This window comes from Myxococcus sp. SDU36, from assembly GCF_030168875.1.
Lineage (GTDB): Bacteria > Myxococcota > Myxococcia > Myxococcales > Myxococcaceae > Myxococcus > Myxococcus vastator.
In genome coordinates this window covers 5,898,559-5,919,766 of record NZ_CP077414.1, presented here as the reverse complement: position 1 = coordinate 5,919,766, position 21,208 = coordinate 5,898,559, and the positions used below count along the sequence as shown (strand labels likewise).

Genomic DNA, 21,208 nt, shown 5'->3' with positions numbered 1-21,208 from the left:
GCGCCCCAGGTCCGCCGCGCGGCTTGGGAGCGTGGCGCTGCTCAGGTGTTGCCCCGAAGGGCGATGTCCGTGACGGCCGTTGCTCCAATCAAGCCACGCCGCTGTCGGCTCCGTTCACGGGCTGACGGCGACTTGCCGGACAGGGGCTGGCACGCGTTGTCTCGGCCGCGCGTTCTGCACTTAATGTTCGCCAGCGCCACTGCACTCAACGCAATGGCTCTCATGCGCCGGCCGCAAGCGAAGCAAGAAGTCCTTCGCGCGTTCATGTCAGCCTTTGCAGCTGCGCTCCGCGGAATCGAGGGGGAGAGGGGCCATGCTCTTGGTGGACGTGCTGGAGGAGCACCTCGACGAGGCCGAGTTCCGGTGGCTGCAGTGGGAGAAGGCGCTGGAGGCGCCAGACTTTTCGCTGACTGAAACCGCGAGGTTGGAGGAACTCCTCCTCGCGCACCTGGACGGGCTGGTGGTGGGTGCATCCACCGCGGCTGAATCCGTGCTGCGCCCGGCCTTCGAGTCAGAGGACGCCTTCCGCATCGGCGCGGCGGCCTTCTCGCTGCTGGCCCTTGGCGAGGTGGACGAAGTCCTGCTGCGACTGCGCGAGGCCGAGCCCGAAGCGCGTGCCGCCATTCGGCGGGCCCTGGAGCTCAGCGAGGCCCCAGGGCTGGGCGCATGCCTGCTCGACTTGTTGAAGGGGGAGGACGCCGCGCTGCAGGCCGAGGTGCTGGAGGCGCTGGCGTTTCGCCAGGAGGCACCTCCCGAGGTGCTGGCGCACTTCTTCACCCATGACGAGCCGCGGGCTCGGATTGCGGCCCTGCGCGCCGCTCTGCCTCTGTCGGACGACGCCGCGCGAAGGCTGCTTCCCATGCTGCTGGACTCCCCCCACCCCAGCATTCGCGCGGCGGCAATGGGGGCAGGACTGGCTTCCGGTGTGAGGCAAGCCTGGGAGACGTGCCGCGCCGCCGTGCGTGCCCGCGACGCGCACAGCCTCGAGCCCATGGTGCTGCTCGCCATGGGCGGAAGTGAGTCAGACACTCCCTTGCTACAGGGGCTGCTGGACGCGGAGGAACTTCGGCCCCATGTCCTCTGGGCCCTGGGCTTCAGCGGCCGGGTGGCGGCCATGGAGGCGTGCCTCGCGCACCTGGAGGTTCCCGCGGTGTCACAATTGGCCGGGGAGGCATTCTCAGCCATGACGGGCTTGCGGCTGGAGGGGACCTACGCCTTGCGCCCAGGCGAGAGGCCCGAGGGTGCTCCACCGCCTCCGGAACCTCAGGAGGACTTGGACGCGGACCTGGTGCCCAGGCCCGAGGACGACTTGCCCTGGCCGAACGTGGCCACCGTCAGGGACTGGTGGGACAAGGAGAAGAAGCGCTTCGTGAAGGGCACGCGGTACCTCCTCGGCCGGCCCTTCAACGGCAGCGTGCTGGTGGAGGCACTGGAGTCGAGTCCGATGCGCCGCCGCCACGTCCTGGCCCGCGAGCTGGCCCTGCGGAGTCACGGCGCGCTGGCGGTGCCCACGCGGGCCTTCACGCACGTCCAGCGCGTGGAGCTGGCCAAGGCCCGGGCCGCCAGCGTCCGCATCCGCACGCAGTCCTTCGACAGCGGCCTGCGCTGACGGCAGGCCCCACGCCGCGCTCCTTCACACGGCTCGCCTTGCCACCAACCATGTGGGCACTTCAAAACAAGACACCCTACGCGGTCGAGCGGACGTGGGTCCGCGACAAGGACGGCCACCACCTCTGGGTCATTGCGCTCAAGGCGACCTTCGACGTCGACGACGCGGGCCACCTGCGCCTCGCGGACGAGCAGGAGGCTCCATTGGCCGAGCCCGTCTATTGGGGGGCGCCTGGGCGCTCCAGTCCGCGCTACGAGGCCGAGCTCGTCGCCCCCAAGTCCCACACCGACGTCCTCTTCAACGCGTGCGCACATGCGCCCGGTGGGCGACCCGCGTCCAGCGTCGAGGTGGCCGTCCGCATCCATGACGTGGACAAGATGCTCGTGGTGTACGGCGAGCGCTTCTACACGCGCGGCCTGACGGGCGTGAAGCCGTCGTCTCCCAAGCCCTTCGTCACCCAGCCCATTCGCTACGAGTGGGCCTGGGGAGGCGCCGACACGCGTGACGCGGACGCGCGCAAGCACGTCAGTGATTCGCGCAACCCCGTGGGCCGCGGAGTGGCCATCCGAGAGGCGCACCTGGTGGACCAGCCTGCCCACCGAATCGAATACCTGCGGGGCAACCCGGCGAAGTCGGGGCCGGCCGGGTTTGGCCCCATCGCCAGCCATTGGTCGCCGCGTCTGGAGTTGGCGGGCACCTTCGACGAAGTCTGGCGGAAGACGCGACACCCGCTGCTGCCGCGAGACTTCGACGAGCGCTTCGCCTTCTGCGCCCCCGCTGACCAGCGGCCCTCACGCCGACTCGTGGGCGGAGAGAAGGTGGCCCTGGTGCACCTCACGCCGAAGGGCTCGCTCCACTTCACGCTGCCGCGCCTGCGCTTCGGCTTCACCACCTGGTTCGGCGCCGTCCGGCGCTTCCACGATGCGACCCTGGGCGCCGTCGTCATCGAGCCCGAGCTGAAGAAGGTGCGCATGGTTTTCCAGACGGGCTTGCGGGTCGGCCCTCGGGACATCGACTGCCTCGACTTCACAGCCATTACAGAGAGGACGGACTGACATGGGCGTCGAGGCAGTGATTGTGGCAGCGGGAGCGCGTGCGCCCGTGGGGACGACGGCGGAGAGCGTCGCGGCGGCGGTGCGCGCGGGCATCAGCCGCGTGCGGCGCGTCCAGGTGCCGGAGCTGGGGCGCCGGGCGGACTCATTCATCGCCAGGGACGGGCTGCTGGACGCGCGGGAGTGGAGCGGTGCGGCGCGCATGGCCGCGCTGGGGGCCGCGGCGTTGGAGGAGGTCCTCGCCAGGCTGGCGTCCGCCCTCCCCATGGAGGATGTCGACGTGCCGGTGCTGGTGGGACTGCCCGAGGAGCGTCCGGGATGGAAGGCCGCGGATGCCTCGCGAGTCGTCGCCGCTCTCTCGGCCCTGGGGCGTGAGCGCCTGCGCCTTCAGGTGGAGCCTCGGCTGACGGGCCACGCTTCGGCGATAGAAGGGCTCCGCGAGGCCGTGACGCGTGTCAGCCGCGCTCCGCTGGTGATTGTGGGAGGCGTCGACAGCTACCATGACGTCCGGACGCTGGCCTGGCTGCGCGGGCGGAACCAGTGGCTCGAAGAGGGCGCGCGCACGGGCTTCGCCCCTGGAGAGGCAGCGGCCTTCGTCGCGGTGATGGCCGCGCCGGACGCGCGCCGGTGGAGACTGGCACCCCACGCCACGGTGCGCGCCGCCGCCACGGCCCGCGAGACGAAGCGCATCCACACCGATGACCTCAACCTGGGCGAGGGGCTGACGGCCGCCGTGAGCGAGGTGCTCGCGCCGCTGGAAGGCGCGCGAGCGGCGGTGGCGTGCGTCCACAGCGACCTCAACGGCGAGCGTTACCGCTCCGAGGAATGGGGCTTCGTCGCACTGCGGCTGGGGGCCGCGTTCCACGACGCCTCCGCCATTCACACACCTGTGAGCAGCTGCGGCGAGGTGGGCGCCGCCACGGGCGCGCTGAACCTCGTCCTCTGTGCGCAGTCCTGGCGGCGTCGGTATGCGAGCGGTCCCCGGGCGCTACTCTGGGGCAGTTCGGAAGCCGGGTTGCGCGCCGCCGCACTGCTGGAAGAGCCACCGTCCGGAAGTGAGGAAGGAGCGAAGCCATGGCCAAGGTAACAGTCAACGCACCGAGGACGCCCGTCACCCAGGGCAGCGCGGGCGTCGCCTCAGCCACGTTGCCCAACGTTTGCAAGATGCCGGGCCCGCCGGCGCCCTTCGTGCCCACGCCCTTGCCCAACATCGGCAACAGCGGCGACGCCGCCGAGGGGTACTCGAAGACAGTCACCATCAATGGGCACCCCGTGGCCATCGCCGGAGCCAGCTTCGGCAGCCAGGGGGACATGGCCAGCAAGGGGACGGGAGGTGGGCTCATCTCCAGCAACACACAGGGCCCGACGAAGTTCATCGGTCCCGGCTCGATGAACGTCAAAATCGAGGGGCGGAGTGTCCAGTTGCTAGGCGACCCCATGCTCAACAACTGCGGCCCGTCCGGCAGCCCCGCGAATGCCGCCACCATGACGGGCATCATCCAGGCCTCTGGCGTCATGAGTGTCATCTACGGCGACGACATCCCGTGCTCGCTCTGCGGGAAGACGCACCCGCTGGAGGCGGGGGAAGAGACGCAGACGGCGATTGCGGCGCTGTTTGAACGACTCCAGATGGCGCTCGATGCACAGAAGCAGCAGATTCTGGAATTTGCCAGGCTGGACAAAGAAGAGAAACGAAAGGGCTCGCGCCTCCAAGAGTTGAAGACACTCAACACAGAGGAAAGAAGGAGGGCGGGAAAGGGACTGAAGGCGGACCAGAGAGCAGAACTGGAAAGACTGCCAGACGAGCTCGCCATGCTGAGTGCACAACTCGCACCTCTTCGAGAGTTCTTCAGTACAAACGCGGTGCTTCGATACAGTCGCAGCAGTGGAACCCACAGCAAGGGGTACATGATTGGTGTCATGGTCTGCGCATGCAATGGAAAGAAGCTTGCGGCTTGCTCGGGCCACGCGCCACCCGGCTTCTTGGCGATCGTAGTCACTACGGGCTTCGAGTGCGCAAGCCCTCCCGTTGGTTTGAAATCCCAGCAGGAGGACTGGGACTGTGCCGCCAAGCGGATTATGGAAAGACATGGAGGGCACAAACCCAGGCAGCTCATTGAGCGGTTGTTCTACCCAGTGGTCGAGGGGGTCAAGCCAGACAGAGGGCCCAGGGTAAGGTTCTGGGTTCGGATAGAGGAGCTGGACGCCATGAAGTTCTCCGCCCCTGAGGAGCGCGAGCAAATATTCAAAAATGGCGAGAGTGTGCCTTCGTGTTCGGAATGCCAACAGAAACTTCCCGCTATGTACTGTAAAGCAAGCTGTGCCTGATTTGGGAGTCGAGATTGAAGGCTTTCATTGAATTCGTTGAAAGATATCGCCCCGACTTCTCCAAGGAGGTTGTTCCGGCAGATCGATTTGACATCATGGCTCTGGAAGAAAAGGCGGGCCCTCTTCCGGGGGTCTATCGTCGCTTCCTTGAAACAATGGGAGCAACCATGGGGGAAATAGAACTTGCTGACGCCTCCTTCTCCATTGATGGCGTCCGCAGTGTCTACAACGCCATGCCTGGACTGCAGCGCGGGAGGTATATTCCCATGGCGGGGGATAATGGACCCTCTAGTTTTGATTGGTTCCTGGACCGGTCCAACCCTCATGGGGACGACGACTGTCTGGTCGTCCGAAGGGCCCTGGAGGAGAACTATCCTCCCGAGGCCAGTTCTCCCCAGTATGTCGGGCTGGAAGAGTTCCTCTACGTAGAGGCCTTCAAGGAGCTTCGACTGCCACAGCTGCGCTTTCGGCGGAAGTACTCGTCACCGGATGATGCCGCTGCCGCAGCTGCCTACCGTTCGGACGTGGTGACTGCGCTGGCAGAGGAGAAGGGCTTCAAGCGCATTCCGCCTACGGAGCACTGCGCGCTGTACGAGCGAGGAGACGCCGCGCTGCTGCTCTACCGGCACCCGACTCAGCCCACCTTCTCATTCATCCTGGGCTGCGAGGACTCGGGGGAACTGGAGCGACTGATCCAGGCGTTCGAGACACGAACAGGGCTGAAGAGCGTCGCCACGCGGTAGGCGAAGCGGAGGGGGCGAGAGGCCGTGACGCACGTCGGCCGCGCCGCCCGCTCCCCGTTGGTGATTGTGTGTCATGGGCCGGGCAACGTGCCCAAGGGACGCGAGGCTCTTGAGTGTCCGGGCGCGGAACTCAGGCTGGATGAGTTGCTGGACTACGAGGGGCACCGCAGCAGGGTTCCCGAAGGCCACCAGTGCCTGCAGCGCCACGGGCGTGAGGCGCACGTCCCCCCGCTGCAGCGCCCGGAGTACCTCGGGCGTGGCCTCCGCCCCTCTTCGCTCGTAGGCTGCCGCCACTTCGGAGAAACGCCGCCCAAGCCGGGCGTCTATCGCTACTTCCCCGCGAAGCGGTACGCTCCCGCGAGCCTTTGCGCAGGTGGCGCTCATCCGGGAGCGGCGGACGCTAGGAGTGTGTAGCGGTAATGGGGTTGGAAGCGAGACCGGACGAGAGACACCGGTCCGTCGCTGGGTGCGGCAGGCCGCTACGCTGCCGTCGCCCGGAAGAGCTTGAGGAGGTTGTGGGTGGCGCAGATGAGGGCCCACTCCTCCCGGGCGGCCGTCAGGCCTCGTCGCAGCAGGGCACGAATACCGCGTGCCTCTTTGATTTGGCCGAAGACGGGTTCCACAATCGCCTTGCGCATCCGGTACACCTCCTTGCCTCGCTTCGTCGCCAACTTCCGGGCCATCCGTTCCTTCGGGGTGAGTCCTGAGGGCGGACGGCCTCGGACTTTCGGTGGCGCTTCTCCATGCTTCTGGCGGCCGGTGGCGAGGTACGGCTCGACGCCCACCGACTCCAGCCAGCGGACGTTCTTCGCCGAGAAGTAGCCCGCGTCCGCGCTCAGCTTGACTGGCACTTCTTCGAGGTGAGCGGCCACCCGGTCCACCAGCGCCGGCAGGTGCTCGGCGTCCGGAGGCTGGTTGGTGAGGGCCTGGGCGACAATCACCTGGTGTGCCGAGTCCACCGCCGCCTGCGCGTTGTAGGCCTGCTCGAAGCTTGCGCCCTTCTTCATGATTCGGCTGTCGGAGTCCGTGAAGTTGCGCTGCGCCTTCGGCGTCGGCTTGCCCTCCGCCGTATGGGGCACGGTGTGGATGGGCAAGTCCTGGACGGACGGGGGCGCGTCGTCGTCATCATCCTTGCGTTTGCCTGCTTCCGCGGCGGCCTTCGCCTCTGCCTCCAGGGCCCGCCGGGCCTCCTGGATTCGCTGCAGTCGCGACTGCGCCCGCCGCAACTCCTCGGGAAGCTCGTCGCCTCGCTTGCCCTTGCCGTGGCGGGCATCCTCTTCCGCGTCGACGGCCTCCGCCTGGGCCAGCAGGTGCCGCACCTGCTCGCGCAGCTTCGCTTCCTCCTGCTGCATCCGCTCGTAGCTCATCGCCTTGTGCTTGCTGGCGTTCGCCTTCAGCTTCGTGCCGTCCAACGCCACGTGGCCCAGCTTCACCAGCCCCGCCCTCGCGCACAGCTTCAGCATCTGCACGAAGAGACTCTCGAAGTGCGCCCCGTGCCGACGCCGAAACTCCGAAATCCGCGAGTGGTCCGGGGACTGGTTCGCCGCCAGCACGCGGAAGGCCACGTCCTCCTGCGTCTTCCTCTCAATCTTCCGAGAAGACGTCACCCCGGTGCAGTACGCGTACAGCAGCAGCGCCACCATCATCTTCGGCTCGTACGGCGGGTAGCCTCGCAGCTCCTTCTCGTACGACTCGTAAATGGGCCCCAAGTCCAGCTCCTCCACCACCTCCAGCACGAATCGCGCGAGGTGGTGCTCCGGCAGCCAGTCCAGCAGCGACGGCGGCAGCAGAAAGGCCTGCTGCACATTCCAGGGGCGGAACTTCTTGCTCATGCCCGGCATTCACCACGCGGGCCTCCCTCCGGGCAAGCCCCACCGCGATTACCGCGACACGCTCCTAGCGCGAGCGCAGTGTCTGCTGTTGCTGTTGCCTGTTTTGCGCCTTCCTGTTGAGCTCAATGGCGGTATGGATGGCCGCGCCACCAATCACCGCGGAAGAGCTCTTGGCGGGAGGCGTGCCCGTCGCTTCATCGCGAGGTTCACAGACGCAGCCCGCGCTGTTCATGATGACCACGACCGCGCCCAGTCGCATGTCGAGGTCCTTGCAGATGGTCCGGCATTCCGCGGCGCGCTCCTTGGGCACTGTGAGCGTGGCGGGCCGGGCGACGGTGCAGCTTGAGAGGGCAAGGGCTGTGAGGAAAACAAAGTTGGGTTTGTACATGGCCTCCTGTCTAGCAGAGAGAGACCGGACCCTGTATGTCTCCCAAACGCAGGGCCCCGAGGATACGCCTCAGTACACCCAGACACTCTTGCCTGCCACCCCGAGGACTACGCTACGGGCGTTCCATGGGATGACTTGCGCCCGGCGGAGGGCCTCACGGGAACATCAGGTTGCCGAGGATGACGGAGCGCTTGTCGCCCCCCGTCCACACGGTCAGCGTGTAGGGGCCTGGGCTCATGGTGTCCGTGGCCTCCGCCTCCACGATGAACTGGCCCACGATGCCCGCGGCGGTAGGCGCGGCCTGCCAGACGCGTAGCACGCGGAGCGCGGCCCCTTCGTGGGGAACCAGCGTCGCGCCCCGGGCCTCCCATGGCGCTCCCCCGCGCAGTTCCTCGCACTCGACGGCCACCGCAACCTGGGCTGCGGCGCGATAGGTCGTCGCGCTCCTTATTTTGAGGGCGTTGCGCGGATGGCGCACGAGTTGTTCATCATTCCAGCGCGCCCGCACGCCAGTCTTGTCCAGGTGCCTGATGGCCAGCATGCCGGTGAGGCCATCTGGCAGGCTCCGGGCCGCCTCCATCCGCGCCAGTTCTTCTCGAAGGCGCCGCATCTCTTCCTCCTTCTCCAGCAACTCGGCATGGAGCGAGTCCGCGCTTCGGGCCTGCCGGTGGACCTCCACCTGACGGTCGGCCAGGGTAGGGTGGGGCACCAGCCGGAAGGTCGCGCTCGCGGGCGCGGCGCCATCCGCGAAGTGGACGGTCATCCGCAGCTCCTCGCGGTCCTCCACGCTCGCGGAGGGCATCAGCGTCAAGGTGTCACCCGCCAGCCGCACGCGGGTGAAGTGCTGCTCACCTTCCAACTCCGCGCGGGCCACTGGTGTGTCGAAGAGCAGCAGCGTCCCCATTCCTGGGCTGATGCGCACCTCCGGATGCGGAATGGCGGACCGGGGAACCTGGAGGCCCACCGTGAGGCGCCGCGCTGTCGGTACCCATGGGGCGGCCGGAGACAGCGGGGGGCGGCCGTCTGTGTCATGAGGAGCGAGTGAACGAGCAGGAGCGCCGCGGAGGCATTCATCACGGGAGACCCCAGGTGTGGGAACGCGGTGTCACTCGAAGCGCCTCACTACCTTCAGGCCCGCGACGGTGCGAATGATGGGCTCGGCGGGCGGATGGTTTCCTCCCACGCGCGGCACGCCGCGCAGGTCGTCGCCCGGGTAGTTGAGCTCAACGCACACGGGGAAGCGCTCGCCGTCCTTCTCCGCTTCCGTGAAACGGCCGTAGATGCGTTCACTCACGCTGAGCCGCCCGCTCAGGGTCGCGTTCGCCAGGCCATAGGGCGTGGCCCCGACGCGGACGCGCACCCAGCCCTCGCTCACGGTGATGTTCGTTGGATCCCCTCGGTCGAAGTGCACAGAGCCCAGCTCTCCTATGCGGAGGCCCCGCGCCTCCATGGCCTGCAGCGCGCCCTCTGGGCACGGTTCGGAGGGAGGGGCGGGACGCACCTCGGGCCCGGCCGGGCAGGCCAGCGCGGTGCATGCGGCGGCCGCGACGGCGGCGCGCCGGGCCCGCGCGCCCACCGAGCGTGACGGGGGCGGAGAGGAGGGGGCGATATCTGGCTTCTTCACGGGTGAGGCTTCCTTCGGGTCGCGCGCCATGGGAGCGGCAGCGGTCGCGGGGAGGAGGGCCGCCGACGAGGGCGGGGCCGCGGCCTGGACAGCTTCCGGCGAGGTGCGCGGCGACGCCATTTCTGGACGCTCCGCCCTTGCTGGCGTCGCGCCATCGCGCCGCGTGAGCGCCCACGCGAGCGTCAGCGCGACCAGGGTGCCCACCATGAGCGCCAGCGCGGCGGGCCTCCAGGAGCGTGAGGCCCCTGGCGCAAGCCGCTTGGAGGGCGCGGCGGACCCTGACCCCGCGTCCCCTGGACCCACGCGGCCGACCTCGGCGGGAGGCCGGGCGCGCCCCGGCCGTCTGCCACGCCTGGGCGGCGCCATCGCGGATTCCCCCTGATGCAGCCAGCCCTCCAGCCCATCCCGTGGAGGAGGGGGCGCGGGGAGCTCGGGTGGCTCCTCCCACGACGCGCACAGGGGCCGGTCCCACGCGTCGTCCGCGGCGGCCAGCGCGGCCTCCAGGGCTTCAGCCAGGGCGGCGGCGCTGGGAAAGCGCGCCGTGGGCTGCTTCTCCAGCAGCCGCGAGCACACCGCGTCCAGCGGCCCGGGCACCCGCGGGTTCACGGCGCGCGGCGGCTCGGGGGGCTGGGAGATGACGTGCTCCACCTCCGACGGCGTTCTCGGGGCGGGGAAGGGCGCGCGGCCCGTCAGCACCCAGTAGAAGACGACGCCCAGCGCATACAGGTCATCCGCGGCGGTGGGCGCGTAGTGCGCCCCGTCCACGCCCGCATGCGACTTGCGGAAGGCCAGCGCCTCCGGGCTGCGGTACTGCGGTGTTCCCGGGGGGAGCACCTCCCGGGTGAGGCGGGGCGCGCCGGGATAGGAGCCCACGCCGAAGTCCACCAGCACGGGCGTCCCGGTGGCGTCGCGCACCATGATGTTGGACTCCTTGACGTCCCGGTGGAGGACGCCCTCCGCGTGCGCCGCCGCGAGCCCTCGGGCCAGCGCGAGCGCCAGCGCCGTCGCCTGCCGTGGACTGGGGTTCTCCTCGTCCACCCACTGGTTCAGCGGCCGGCCCTCCACCAGCTCCATCGCCAGGTAGAACCACTCGGGGGCCGTGTCCCGCCACAGGCCGCACGCGTGGAAGCGCACGACATTGGGGTGGTCCAGCCTCCGGAGGATGTCCACCTCCCGCTGGGCCCGACCGCCCAGCGCGGCGATCGACTGGAGCTTCAGCGCGACGCGCGCGGTGCCCCGCCGGGCGCGGAAGACGGCGCCGCAGCCACCCATCCCGAGCAGGCCCTCCACGACGAAGCCCCCTACCTGGGTGCCGATGGCCACGTCTCCTCGAAGGCGCTGTCCCTTCATTCGTCCGCCCCTCCTGCCAAGGTCATCGCTTCCCTGTCGCATGGGGCTTGTCTCTGGATGGACCCGGCATGGCGAAGGCGGGACGCGGTCCAGCAGCGGGAGTTTAGCTTCTCTAGAACTCTAAAGGTAGAGACTTGCCCTCTGTCCCAGCCATCCCGTCGGATGCGCTACGTTCTCCCGCGTATGGACGAACAACTGGGCATGATGGTGGGAAAGGCGGCGCGCGAGGCGCGCGCGCGCCTGGGGTTGACGCAGGTGGAGGTGGCGGCCTTGGTGGACATGCACCCCATGGTCTACAGCCGCGTGGAGCGGGGAAAGATGGTTCCCAGCGCGGGCATGCTGCGCCGCCTCAGCATGGTCCTTCGCGTCTCCACGGACGAGCTGCTGGGGCTGGCCCGGCCCGGCAAGGAAGAGCGGCGTGATGTGGAGAAGGAGCCGCCGCTCCTGCGCCGGCTGGTGACGCTGGCGCGTGAGCTGGACGAGCCGAAGCTGGAGGCGCTCGTCACGATGGCTCGCGCGCTGGGCCGATAGGATGCGTCAGGGCTCGGTCGTCTCGTTGAAGTGGGCCGCTCCGAGCTCATGGGCCTCCAGCCCGGAGGGGAAGAGCCGCTCGTCTCCAGGCTCCGCCTCGTCGCGGTGCTGGCTGGCCTCGGAGATGAGGCGGGCGAGCTCCTCGGCGGCTTCCTTGCGGCCATAGGGGCGGCCGCCGCTGGCCTCCCGAACCTGGACGAGGCAGTTCCGCAGCGCGTCTCGCAGCTCCTCCGCGGTGGTGTAGCGTTCATCGGCACGTTTGCGGAGGGCCTTCCGCAGCGCGGCCCGGAACCCCTCGGGCAAACCGGCGGTTGCCTCCTCCACGTCGTCTGGCTTGTAGGCGTCCAGCAACATCATCAAACGCGTGAGCGGAAGCGAGGGTTCCTCCTCCACGGGCGCCCGCTGCCGCCACGGAAGAGGCACCGCCGGCCATTCCAGGGCGGAATGGAAGAGGTGGCGTCCCGTGGCCAGCTCCAGCAGGACGAGGCCCAGCGAGAAGAGGTCCGCCGCGGGAGTCAATGGCAGGCAGTGCAGGTACTCCGGCGAGGTATAGGCGGCATCTCCCTTGCGCAGACCGCCCTGGGTCTCCTCGCGCCCGCGAAGATGCGTGTAGGCCGCGCCGAAGTGCGTCAGCTTCACCTCTCCGCCCATTCCCACGCTCACGTTGCGCGGGCTCACGTCCCGGTGAATCAACCCCAGCCGCGCCCCTTGGTCATCTGTCAGGCGGTGCGCGCATAGGCCAGCGCGTCCGCGACCTCCGCGCCCACGTACAGTGCGAAGGCGGTGGAGACGGGCTGGCGCCGCAGGGCCATCAGGTTCAACACGCCGTCAAGGGTGGGGCCGTCCACGTACTCCATGATGACGTAGGGTTTGCCTGAATGGACGGTGAACAGGTGGACCTTGGCGATGGCCGGGTGGTTCAGCCGGTAGGCCAACTGGACCTCTTCCACCAACCGCTGCCTGCGCTCGAACGTGGCGGGCGAGCTCACGCGGCGGATGAGGACCGGGCCGCTCAGGCCGTGGCGCTCCTGTCGCTCGGCCCGCATGAGGACCTCGCCGTTGGGGCGTGAGTCCAGGGTGCTGACATAGATGTACCGCGTTCCCGCGACCTGGAAGAGGGTCGGCCGTCGCGCGGGATGCGCGCGGGCCTGTTCCTCCTCGGTAATGGGGCGGAGCCTGGGTTGCGGGGGGCGGATGAGCACGGAGACTCCCGGATGCAGGTTGTAAACCTTCTCGGTTTATCGTGTGATTGAAGCCAGGTGAAGAGGCGCGCCTTCACCCCCCCCGGTGGATGAGGCGTGGGCCTCATCCACCCGCGCGAGCGACGTCTCAGCTCCGGCGGCGGCGCGGCAGGGCCAGCGGCGCGGCGGCCATCAGCAGGGCCCACAGCGGCGCGCTGCCCGCGGCGGCGCAGCCTCCGCTCTCCTCGTCCGGCTCATCCGGCTCCATGTCCGGCGTGCCCTGGCCCACCTTCACGCTCAGCTTCGTGGCGGCGGCCCGGTCTCCGTCGGTGTGGAGGTCCGCGTTGGAGGAGTTGCCAGCGCCGAAGAGCGTGAGGGTGACGTCCGTCGCGGGGGCGACGAGGCTGAAGTTGAACCGCAGCTCGTTGCTCGCGAAGGGCTGGGGCTGTGCGTGAGTCAGCTCGGCGCCGAGCTTCTTCATGCCCTCACCGGGCTGGAGCGTGGCCGCCGTGCTGTCCACGGCGATGCCCACGCCGCCCGTCCTGGCGGGACCGCCCCGGATGATGAAGGTGTACTGGCCGGTGGCGCCCGGCGCGAGCGTGGCGGGCCCTTCGAGCGCGACGGTGGGGCGCTCCCCGCCCTGGTGGCAGGTGCTGCACGTGGGACCCTCCTTGCCCGTCTGGCCGGTGACGCCCGTGCTGGTGGCGGAGGCGGGGACGGAGCACAGCGATGACACGACGACGACGCCCGCGATGCGGAACGGAAGACGCATGGACACTCCAGAAGATGGGTGAAACCCGGTGGTGCTACAGCCGGGGCCCCGCGTGCGCGGAGCCCCGGAGACCTCCGCCTAACGCAGCTGGAGCAGGGAGAAGGACAGGCCCTGCGTCGTCAATGTGGGCCGGCCGTTGTCGCCCAGCACGTGCAGCGTCGTGGAGGCGGAGCCCGCGCCGAACTCGGTGTAGAGCGTCTGGTTCTCGGTGTGGAAGAGGAAGCTGCTGCCCGAGGTGGCCGGGAACCCGGTGTTCCGCGTCGCCGTCAGCGTGTTGAGATTCAGCGCCCACCACTGCCAGCCGGCGCCGCTCGCGATGCCGCGGGGGTGCGCGCCCTCCTGCACCGGGGCGACGCTCTCATCCAGCACGCGCAGGTACGCCGTGCCCGACGGGCCGGGGACCAGCGAGCCCGCGGTGCCGCCGCCCACGAGCTCCGACAGCGAGCGGTGGAAGCCAGTGTCGAAGGTGCGCGTCTGCGGGTCGAACCGCAGCAGGCACGGCTCCGGCGCCGCGTCGGCCGACACCCGGTGCACCGCCGCGCCGTAGGCCTCCGTCGCGACGTAGACCTTGCGGTCCGGGCCGAGCACGGCGTCGTGCGCGTAGCCACACCGCTCATCCGTGACGACGGTGGCCGTGTCCGTCGCCGTGTCGACGGCCACCACGCCCGTCCGCGGAGTGATGCCCACGCCGGCCACGGGACGCCAGCCCACGGGAATGATGAGCTGTCCGTTGTCCGAGACGACCGAGCCCGAGAAGGCCATCTCGGTGTCGGGCACCTCCAGCGCGTCCAGCGCGATGTTGCCGGTGACGGTCATCTCCGTGGGGTTCCAGATGACCGCCTGCGCGGTGATGCCGTCGAAGAAGTACGCCTTCGTCGCCGACACGAACTGGAAGTTCGCCTGGTACTCGCCCAGCGACATCACACCCAGGCTGGCGAAGCTCACCGTGCCCGACTGCTCCAGACGGCCGTCCTCGGTGAGCGAGTAGCGCGTCACGACGGGGCTGTCATCCGACACCACGTAGACCTGGCCCGACTTGCGGATGCCCACGCCCAGCGCTCGGCCGGACACCTTGATGGCGCCGTCCAGCGACAGCTGCGCGGTCTGCTCCGCCTCCCGCGTCACCACCACGTAGCTCTCCGCCGGGTCGGCGTTGAGGTCCTGCGTGGTGATGGCGTACAGCGGGCCGGTGGAGTCGTCGCCGGAGTCGTCACAGCCGCCCATCAGGGACAGCGCGAGCGCGGCGGCGGAGAGTCGGAGACCCGAGCGGGCAATGAGCTGCTTCATGAAGACGGCCTTCCTGGAAGTGGAGCGAGGCGCCGTTTCATCCGGAGCGGAGCTGTAGGCTTTGGATGAAAACGATACGCATTCTCAATTTCAGGAGTTGTTTAGGCGGAATTCATGAAAAGTCAAGAATCAGACGGGCGCGTCAAGCCACGGGGCTTGGGCCGCGCAAGGGCAGCACGACGGTGAAGGTGGCGCCCTGGCCCGGGGTGCTGGCCACGCTGATGCGGCCTCCCAGGGCCTCCACGAGCTGGCGGGTGATGAAGAGGCCCAGGCCCAGTCCGCCGTAGTGGCGGCTGGAGACGGCGCGCTCGAAGCGGCCGAAGATGCGCTGCGCGTCCTCCGGCGGGAGGCCGATGCCGTGGTCCTCCACCTCCAGCGTCGCGTGTGTTTCGTCCGAGCGCACGCGCACATCCACGGGGGCGCCGTGGCCGTACTTGAGCGCGTTGGACAGCAGGTTGGTGAGCACCTGCTCCAGCCGCATCCGGTCCCACTGGCCCGTCACGGGCCCGGGCGAGTCCACCGTCACCTGGACCCCCGCTGTCCTGGCTTCCGTCTCGAACCGGCGGACGGCCTCGTGCGCCAGCTCATCCAGGTCCACGGGCTCCAGGTTCAGCTCCATCCGGCCGCGGGCCAGCCGGGACACGTCGAGCAGGCTGTCCACCAGCGTCGCCAGGCGCGTGGTCTGCCGCTCACTGGACTGCACCCGCTGCGCCAGCTTCTCCACGTCCAGGGGGCCCTCGCCGCGAAGCTGGCGGTACAGCAGCTGGAGCTGGAGCTTGAGGTTGGTGAGGGGCGTGCGCAGCTCGTGCGCGGCGATGCTGAGGAAGTCGTCGCGCACCTGGACGGCGTCGCGGGCCTCGCCGGTCAGCCGCTGTTGTTCCGTGTTGGCGGCCTCGGCCGTGGTCCGGGCGCGGACCTCCGAGCGGGTGATGAAGAACAGCAGCAGCGTCACCAGCAGCCCGGCGCCGATGACGGTGCCACGCTGCCCGGTGGTGCCGGTGGCGAGGAAGGCCTGGCTCGCGCTGAACCGCAGCGTCCAGGTCTGGCCGGCCACGGGTATCCTCACGTCCTGCTGGAAGACGGGGGCCCCGCGTGACGCCGGGTGGTTGGACGCGTAGAGGCGCGCGGCGTCGCGGACCTCCGTCCCGTCATACACCTCCAGGTCGATGTTCTCCTTGAAGCCGATGAAGCGCAGCTCGCTCGTCAGGTCCTCCATGGCGAGGGGGAGGTAGACGAAGCCGCGCGGATTCTCGGTGGGGGCCCCAGGGGGCCGGGCGTCCCGCGGAGGGGTGTACACGGGGATGAAGAGCACGAAGCCCACGCGGCCCGCGGCGTCCTCCCAGCCTTGGATGAGCCGCACCTTGCCCGTGGCGGCCAGGCGCCTCGTCTCCAGCGCGCGCAGCATCGCGGCCCGGCGGCTGGGCTCGGTGAGCATGTCGAATCCCAGGCCCTGCCGCGTGCGCGCGTCCAGGGGGTCCATCATGACGATGGCGGTGTAGGCCGCGCGCGGGCCCGGGGGCCACACGGGAGGGCCTGGCGTCTGCCTGTCGCGGACCTCCGCGTCGTACCGGGCCACGTCCTCCGGCCGAAGCCACCGCGCGAAGCCGATGCCCTCCAGCTCCGGGAAGGTGCGATTCAACGTCAGGCTCTCCATGTAGGCGCTGAACTCCGCCTGGTCCACGTAGCGGCTGCCGGTGAACAGCCCATGCACCCCCAGGAACAGGGACTCGTTCAGCTCCAGGCGCTGCTGGAGGCCCAGCACCCCGTGTTGAACCGCGTCGTCGAAGCGGCGCAGGCGGCGCTCGTGGATGCTCTGCTGCACATAGGCCGTCGCCGCGGCGGTGATGAGCAGCCCCACCAGGACCACGCAGTAGGCGGCGGCGTTGCGGCGCAGATGGGAGGAGGAGCGCGGTGGCACGGTGGGGGGAGAAGGCTGGAATGGCGTCTGCCCGGGAGCCAGTGCCGGACGATGCTCTTGTAACGTCCTGGCCGGCTCGGGCGTTCGCTACATGAATGAGAAGGTGGGATTTCGTTCACCGGGGTACCGGGGGGCCTTGGCATCCGGTAGGTCAGGGCGGCGAACGAGGGAGGCAGCGTGCGGCACGTCATCGTCGTGGGTGCGGGACCGGGGGGCCTGTCGGCCGCCATCAACCTGGCGGGGCAGGGCTTCCAGGTCACCGTGGTGGAGAAGGACGCGGTGCCCGGAGGGCGGATGAAGGGGCTGACGCTGGGCGCGTCGGCCGAATACGCGGTGGACACCGGGCCCTCCATCCTCCAGTTGCCGGGGGTGCTGGAGCAGATATTCCGGCGCTCGGGCCGGCGGCTGGAGGACTACGTCAAGCTGCTCCCGCTGGACGTCAACACGCGGGTGCACTTCTGGGACGGCACGCACCTGGACACCACCCGGCACCTGGACCGCATGGAGGCGGAGCTGGAGAAGTTCGGCCCGCGGCATGCGACCGCGCTGCGCCAGTGGATGGAGGACGGGCGGGAGAAGTACAGCATCGCCTACGAGAAGTTCATCTGCACCTCCGCGGACAACCTGGGCTACTACGCGCCGTGGCGGCTGGCGTCCGCGCTGCGCTTCAAGCCCTGGCAGACGCTGTACCGGCAACTGGACGGCTTCTTCCACGATGACCGGCTGACGTATGCCCTGGCGTACCCGTCCAAGTACCTGGGCCTGCACCCCACGACGTGCTCGTCGGTGTTCAGCGTGATTCCCTTCCTGGAGCTGGCCTTCGGTGTCTGGCACGTGGAGGGCGGCTTCCGCGAGCTGTCGCGCGGCATGATGCGCTGCGCACAGGATTTGGGCGCCACCTTCCGCATGGGCGCGCCGGTGGAGCAGGTGCGCGTGGAGGCGGGCCGCGCGGTGGGCGTGAAGCTGGTGGGCGGCGAGGTGCTGGAGGCGGACGCGGTGGTGGTGAACGCGGACCTGGCCTACGCGGCGCAGTCGCTGATTCCGGCCCAGGCGCGGGAAGGCTCGCGGCTGACGGACGCGGCGCTGGAGCGGGCGAAGTATTCGTGCAGCACGTTCATGGCGTACTACGGCCTGGACACGGTGTACGCCGACCTGCCGCACCACCTCATCTACCTGTCGGAGTCCGCGCGGCGCACGGACCGCGACACGCTGGAGGACCGGCACGTCGACCTGGAGGACCCGCCCTTCTACGTGTGCAACCCGGGCGTGACGGACCCGTCCGGCGCGCCCGCGGGCCATTCGACGTTGTACGTGCTGGTGCCCACGCCGAACACGGGCCGTCCGGTGGACTGGGCGAAGACGGAGCAGGCGCTGCGCGAGCGCATCCCCGCCATGCTGGAGAAGGTGGGGCTGAAGGGCGTGCGCGAGCACATCCGCGAGGAGCGCTACTTCACCGCGGAGACGTGGCGGGACGACTTCAACGTATTCCGGGGCGCGGTGTTCAACCTGTCGCATACGTGGCTGCAGCTGGGGCCGCTGCGGCCGAAGGTGAAGAACCGCGACATCGAAGGGCTGTACTTCGTGGGCGGCGGCACGCACCCGGGCAGCGGCCTGCTGACCATCATGGAGAGCGCGAACATCGCCGCGGACTACCTGACGCGCGAGGCGGGCAAGGGACCGCTGCCGGGCTGGCCGTATGTGCCGCCGCTGGAGCCGGAGGCGCCCGCTCAAGCTCGCGCGGGGTGAGCGCCGCGCCATCCGGTGGCGCGCCCACCCGGCAGGCGGGGAAGGGCCGCCCGCATCCGCCGGGCGGGACAGGGGCGAAGCTGGCATAGTCGGGAGGCATGCCCTTCTTCATCCCATTCGCGGTGGGTGGCCTGGTGCTGACGGCGCTGGGCCTGGGTGTGCGGAAGGTCCTGACGGAGACGGGCGTCACCCCGCCAGGGGATGCCCGGCGGGCCCAGGCGCGTGAGCGGCACCGCGCGGCCGTGGCCGCGCTCCGGGCGGACCGCCTCCAGGTCCGCGACGGCGTGGCCACCTACGGCGCGCTCCAGGCGCGGGTGCACGCGGAGGTGCTGGTGCCCTTCGGCGCGCTGCTGGAGCGGCTGGAGCGCTGGGGGTACGTCCGGGAAGCCGAGCTGCTCGACGCGGAGGCGCTGGAGGCGCTGCGCGCGCTCCTGCGCCAAGCGCCGTCCCGCGCGACGCGGCGCGGTGGGCCCTTGTTGGGCATGGGCGCTCAGGTGCCCGCCGCGCTGGAGTCCGTGCTGGCGTGGTTGGAGCGGGGCTGGCTGGACGAGGAGTCGCCGCCGGTGGTGCTGGATGGGACGTCGTTGTACGCGGCCCTCTCGGCCCGCGGCATCCTCGCGGGGAGCCCTCCGGAGGAGGGCGCTCGGGCGCTGGATGAAGCCTCCGGGCTGCTGGCCCGGACGGCGGCGTTCCTGGGCGCGCTGCGCACGCGGCTGACGGCGCTGGAGGAGCGGGTGGCGGGGCTGCAGGGGCGGGCTTCGGCGCAGCTCGCCTACCTGGACGCGGCCAGCTTCGAGGAGGGCGGCGAGGAGCCCCGGGAGCGGCTGACGCGACTGGCGGTGCTCGTGGGCCAGCTCGCCGTGCTGCTGCGCACGCCCGTGCTGAGCGCCGAAGGGCGCCTGACGCCCCTGCTCGCCGCGCGCGTGGAGGACGACGCCCCGTCGCGCGACTGACGGCGCGCGGAGGCGCCGCGCGCGTGCCGCTCCAGGCGGCATGGGGCCCGCGCTCATGCACGGGCGAGCCGCCGCCTCAGACGTAGCGCTCAGCCATCTGCGACACCTGCCCCGTCGCGTGGCTCACGGCCGAGGCCGCCTGCTGCGTGGTGTCCAGGTGCCGCAGCGTGTCCGTCGTCAGCTCGTCCAGCTCGCGCACCGCCGCGAAGAGCTGGTCCACGCCCGCGTGCTGCTGCGACACGGCCTCCGTAATCTGCCGCACCGCCACCGCGGACTCCTTGGACAGGCCCGCCAGCTCGCGCAGCCGTTCGCCGCTGTGCCGCAGCGGCTCCAGTGCCTCGGCCACCCCCTCCGCGCCCTGGTCCGACATCGCCGTGGCCTGCTGTGTGGCGGAGGCCATGCCCTCCAGCAGCCCGCGCACCTGGTTGGTGGCCCGGACGGACTGGTCCGCCAGGTCGCGCATCTGCCGCGCCACCACGCCAAAGCCCTTGCCGTGCTCGCCCGCGCGCGTGGCTTCAATCGCCGCGTTGATGGCCAGCATGTGGGACTGGTCCGCCAGCGACTTCACCACCTCCGACACGCGGCCCACCTCGCGGGCGCGCTGCTCCAAGTCCAGCATCTGCTCGTGCAGCCCGGCCGCGATGTCGCGGATGGCGGTGAGCCCCTTCTCCGTGCCGGCCAGGGACTCCTCGCCCAGCTTGCCCACGGCGGCGGCGCGCTCGGCCACCTGGAGGATGCTGGTGGCGCGCGAGTGCGTGACGTGAGACGCCCGCTGGATTTCCTGCGCGGTGGCGCGCGCCTGGTGCAGCGCCGCGGCCTGCCGCGACAGCGTCTGGTTCTGCTGGGAGCTGGCGTGTGACAGCCGCTGGCCCGCGTCGGCCAGGTCCCCCGCGGAGGCGCGCAGCGAGCGCGGCAGCTCCTGGAGCCGCTGGTAGAGCTGCCACGTCGAGGCCGCCAGGTCGCCCACTTCATCCGAGGAGACCCACTGGGGCGGCGTGGCGCGGCCCTCCACCAGGGCCTCCAGGGACGCCCCCACCGCGCGAGCGCCCCGGGCCAGCCGGCGAGCCGCCCAGGCCGCGGTGAGGATGGAGCCCAGCGCGGCATACCCGCCGAGCACCACCACGGGCTGCACCAGCTCCGCCTCCAGTGGCCGCACCGTGGCCTGGACGCGCTCGGCCGCCGCGGTGTCTCCCCGCGCCGCCAGGTCCGCCGCCAGCGCGCCCATGCCGCGCTCCAGGCGCAGGTGCAGCGTGACGATGCTGGCCAGGCAGGTGATGAGCAGCGCGGAGACGACCATCGCGGGCAGCAGCCACGACTGGCGCGTGGCGAAGCCCTCACCCGCGGGCTTCGTGCTGGGCGCGCGCTGATAGGCGTCCAGCACCGTGGGCATCATCACCCGTTCGAACAGCATGTACGCCAGCGGGCTGCTGAAGAGGCCCGCGCTCACCGCCACCGCCACGCCCAGCATCACCACCGACGCCGGCCGGTCCAGCAGCAGCACCGCGCCGCCGTTGAAGAGGATGCCGCCCAGCGTCCACGACACCATCATCTCCACGAAGGCGATGCTGGCGGGGATGCGGATGAGCCGCTCCACCCGCGTCGTCCCCTGGGTGCTCAGGGCGCGCTTCATCAGCCACGGCATCACCACCAGGGGTTGCACCACCGCGCACAGGCCCAGCACCACCGGGGTGATGATGCCCAGGAAAATCTTGAACTCCCGCGCACCCGACAGGTCGAGCAACTGCATGTCGACGTAGACCGCGGGCGTGAAGGCCACCGTGGTGATGACGGACCGCAGCAGGTAGAGCCGGCGTAGCAGGGCGCCAGGGGTCGGTAGCGAGGAGGTGGCCATCGGGGAAGCGGTGCTCCTGGGTAACGGTGACCCCAGCGTGGG

18 protein-coding genes are annotated in these 21,208 nt (G+C 69.9%); 8 read left to right on the top strand and 10 right to left on the bottom strand.

What is annotated here, in order from left to right; all coding sequences use genetic code 11:
* Positions 1-313 precede the first annotated feature (313 nt).
* The 5 genes from KGD87_RS23865 to KGD87_RS23845 are packed head-to-tail and all read left to right on the top strand — an operon-like array spanning position 314 to position 5,732.
* Positions 314-1,609 carry a TIGR02270 family protein gene (locus KGD87_RS23865; protein WP_284662819.1) on the top strand — a complete coding sequence of 432 codons (1,296 nt, stop codon included), beginning with the start codon at positions 314-316 and terminating at the stop codon, positions 1,607-1,609.
* Positions 1,610-1,659: 50 nt separating this feature from the next.
* The gene (locus tag KGD87_RS23860; RefSeq protein ID WP_284662818.1) at positions 1,660-2,664 is read left to right on the top strand and encodes a DUF2169 family type VI secretion system accessory protein; all 1,005 of its coding nucleotides are present in this window, start codon (positions 1,660-1,662) and stop codon (positions 2,662-2,664) included.
* A gap of 1 nt (position 2,665) precedes the next feature.
* Positions 2,666-3,748, top strand: coding sequence for a hypothetical protein (locus tag KGD87_RS23855; protein ID WP_284662816.1), 1,083 nt, complete (start codon positions 2,666-2,668; stop codon positions 3,746-3,748).
* Entirely contained in the window at positions 3,736-4,989 is a 1,254-nt protein-coding gene (locus tag KGD87_RS23850; RefSeq protein WP_284662815.1) for a DUF4150 domain-containing protein, read from the top strand. Before KGD87_RS23855 ends, KGD87_RS23850 begins: the two co-directional genes overlap by 13 nt.
* 14 nt (positions 4,990-5,003) lie before the next feature.
* Positions 5,004-5,732 carry a hypothetical protein gene (locus KGD87_RS23845; RefSeq protein WP_284662813.1) on the top strand — a complete coding sequence of 243 codons (729 nt, stop codon included), beginning with the start codon at positions 5,004-5,006 and terminating at the stop codon, positions 5,730-5,732.
* A 479-nt stretch (positions 5,733-6,211) separates the two neighbouring features.
* On the opposite strand, the gene KGD87_RS23840 is transcribed toward KGD87_RS23845, so the two are convergent.
* From KGD87_RS23840 to KGD87_RS23825, 4 genes are all read right to left on the bottom strand, one after another.
* Positions 6,212-7,564, bottom strand: a complete 1,353-nt coding sequence (locus KGD87_RS23840) for an IS1182 family transposase (protein WP_284662812.1) — start codon at positions 7,562-7,564, stop codon at positions 6,212-6,214.
* 64 nt (positions 7,565-7,628) lie between these two features.
* Positions 7,629-7,952, bottom strand: a complete 324-nt coding sequence (locus KGD87_RS23835) for a hypothetical protein (RefSeq protein ID WP_284662811.1) — start codon at positions 7,950-7,952, stop codon at positions 7,629-7,631.
* Between the two features lie 154 nt (positions 7,953-8,106).
* Complete coding sequence (locus KGD87_RS23830; protein WP_284668687.1) at positions 8,107-8,961, bottom strand: DUF2381 family protein; 855 nt, start codon at positions 8,959-8,961, stop codon at positions 8,107-8,109.
* Positions 8,962-9,057: 96 nt separating this feature from the next.
* On the bottom strand, positions 9,058-10,926 hold the full coding sequence (locus KGD87_RS23825) for a serine/threonine-protein kinase (protein WP_284662810.1): 1,869 nt from the start codon (positions 10,924-10,926) through the stop codon (positions 9,058-9,060).
* 183 nt (positions 10,927-11,109) lie between these two features.
* Between KGD87_RS23825 and KGD87_RS23820 the strand changes: the two genes are divergently transcribed.
* The gene (locus KGD87_RS23820) at positions 11,110-11,457 is read left to right on the top strand and encodes a helix-turn-helix domain-containing protein (protein ID WP_284662809.1); all 348 of its coding nucleotides are present in this window, start codon (positions 11,110-11,112) and stop codon (positions 11,455-11,457) included.
* A gap of 6 nt (positions 11,458-11,463) precedes the next feature.
* Here the strand turns inward: KGD87_RS23820 and KGD87_RS23815 are convergent, their stop codons facing one another.
* The 5 genes from KGD87_RS23815 to KGD87_RS23795 all read right to left on the bottom strand — a co-directional run bounded on the left by KGD87_RS23815 (position 11,464) and on the right by KGD87_RS23795 (position 16,615).
* On the bottom strand, positions 11,464-12,135 hold the full coding sequence (locus KGD87_RS23815) for a protein kinase domain-containing protein (RefSeq protein WP_284662808.1): 672 nt from the start codon (positions 12,133-12,135) through the stop codon (positions 11,464-11,466).
* Positions 12,136-12,176: 41 nt separating this feature from the next.
* The gene (locus KGD87_RS23810; RefSeq protein WP_284662807.1) at positions 12,177-12,659 is read right to left on the bottom strand and encodes a protein kinase; all 483 of its coding nucleotides are present in this window, start codon (positions 12,657-12,659) and stop codon (positions 12,177-12,179) included.
* 127 nt (positions 12,660-12,786) lie between these two features.
* Positions 12,787-13,410, bottom strand: a complete 624-nt coding sequence (locus KGD87_RS23805; protein WP_284662806.1) for an MXAN_6652 family MXYO-CTERM-anchored protein — start codon at positions 13,408-13,410, stop codon at positions 12,787-12,789.
* A gap of 78 nt (positions 13,411-13,488) precedes the next feature.
* Positions 13,489-14,697, bottom strand: a complete 1,209-nt coding sequence (locus KGD87_RS23800; RefSeq protein ID WP_284662805.1) for a DUF4374 domain-containing protein — start codon at positions 14,695-14,697, stop codon at positions 13,489-13,491.
* 142 nt (positions 14,698-14,839) lie between these two features.
* Positions 14,840-16,615 (bottom strand): CHASE domain-containing sensor histidine kinase, encoded by a 1,776-nt coding sequence (locus KGD87_RS23795; RefSeq protein WP_284662804.1) that lies wholly within the window; start codon positions 16,613-16,615, stop codon positions 14,840-14,842.
* 177 nt (positions 16,616-16,792) lie between these two features.
* On the opposite strand from KGD87_RS23795, the gene KGD87_RS23790 reads away from it, so the two are divergent.
* Together KGD87_RS23790 and KGD87_RS23785 are read left to right on the top strand one after the other, a co-directional pair.
* On the top strand, positions 16,793-18,361 hold the full coding sequence (locus KGD87_RS23790) for a phytoene desaturase family protein (RefSeq protein WP_284662802.1): 1,569 nt from the start codon (positions 16,793-16,795) through the stop codon (positions 18,359-18,361).
* A 98-nt stretch (positions 18,362-18,459) separates the two neighbouring features.
* Positions 18,460-19,314, top strand: coding sequence for a hypothetical protein (locus KGD87_RS23785; RefSeq protein ID WP_284662800.1), 855 nt, complete (start codon positions 18,460-18,462; stop codon positions 19,312-19,314).
* A gap of 76 nt (positions 19,315-19,390) precedes the next feature.
* Here the strand turns inward: KGD87_RS23785 and KGD87_RS23780 are convergent, their stop codons facing one another.
* A complete protein-coding gene (locus tag KGD87_RS23780; RefSeq protein WP_284662799.1) occupies positions 19,391-21,166 on the bottom strand; it encodes a methyl-accepting chemotaxis protein in 1,776 nt (591 codons plus the stop codon).
* Between the last annotated feature and the right edge of the window lie 42 nt (positions 21,167-21,208).

Excerpts from the sequence above, each read along its gene's own strand:
- KGD87_RS23820 (WP_284662809.1), top strand. The coding sequence starts at position 11,110 with ATGGACGAACAACTGGGCATGATGGTGGGAAAGGCGGCGCGCGAGGCG.
- KGD87_RS23825 (WP_284662810.1), bottom strand. The coding sequence starts at position 10,926 with ATGAAGGGACAGCGCCTTCGAGGAGACGTGGCCATCGGCACCCAGGTA.
- KGD87_RS23780 (WP_284662799.1), bottom strand. The coding sequence starts at position 21,166 with ATGGCCACCTCCTCGCTACCGACCCCTGGCGCCCTGCTACGCCGGCTC.
- KGD87_RS23785 (WP_284662800.1), top strand. The coding sequence starts at position 18,460 with ATGCCCTTCTTCATCCCATTCGCGGTGGGTGGCCTGGTGCTGACGGCG.
- KGD87_RS23850 (WP_284662815.1), top strand. The coding sequence starts at position 3,736 with ATGGCCAAGGTAACAGTCAACGCACCGAGGACGCCCGTCACCCAGGGC.
- KGD87_RS23865 (WP_284662819.1), top strand. The coding sequence starts at position 314 with ATGCTCTTGGTGGACGTGCTGGAGGAGCACCTCGACGAGGCCGAGTTC.
- KGD87_RS23800 (WP_284662805.1), bottom strand. The coding sequence starts at position 14,697 with ATGAAGCAGCTCATTGCCCGCTCGGGTCTCCGACTCTCCGCCGCCGCG.
- KGD87_RS23855 (WP_284662816.1), top strand. The coding sequence starts at position 2,666 with ATGGGCGTCGAGGCAGTGATTGTGGCAGCGGGAGCGCGTGCGCCCGTG.
- KGD87_RS23835 (WP_284662811.1), bottom strand. The coding sequence starts at position 7,952 with ATGTACAAACCCAACTTTGTTTTCCTCACAGCCCTTGCCCTCTCAAGC.
- KGD87_RS23805 (WP_284662806.1), bottom strand. The coding sequence starts at position 13,410 with ATGCGTCTTCCGTTCCGCATCGCGGGCGTCGTCGTCGTGTCATCGCTG.
- KGD87_RS23840 (WP_284662812.1), bottom strand. The coding sequence starts at position 7,564 with ATGAGCAAGAAGTTCCGCCCCTGGAATGTGCAGCAGGCCTTTCTGCTG.
- KGD87_RS23860 (WP_284662818.1), top strand. The coding sequence starts at position 1,660 with ATGTGGGCACTTCAAAACAAGACACCCTACGCGGTCGAGCGGACGTGG.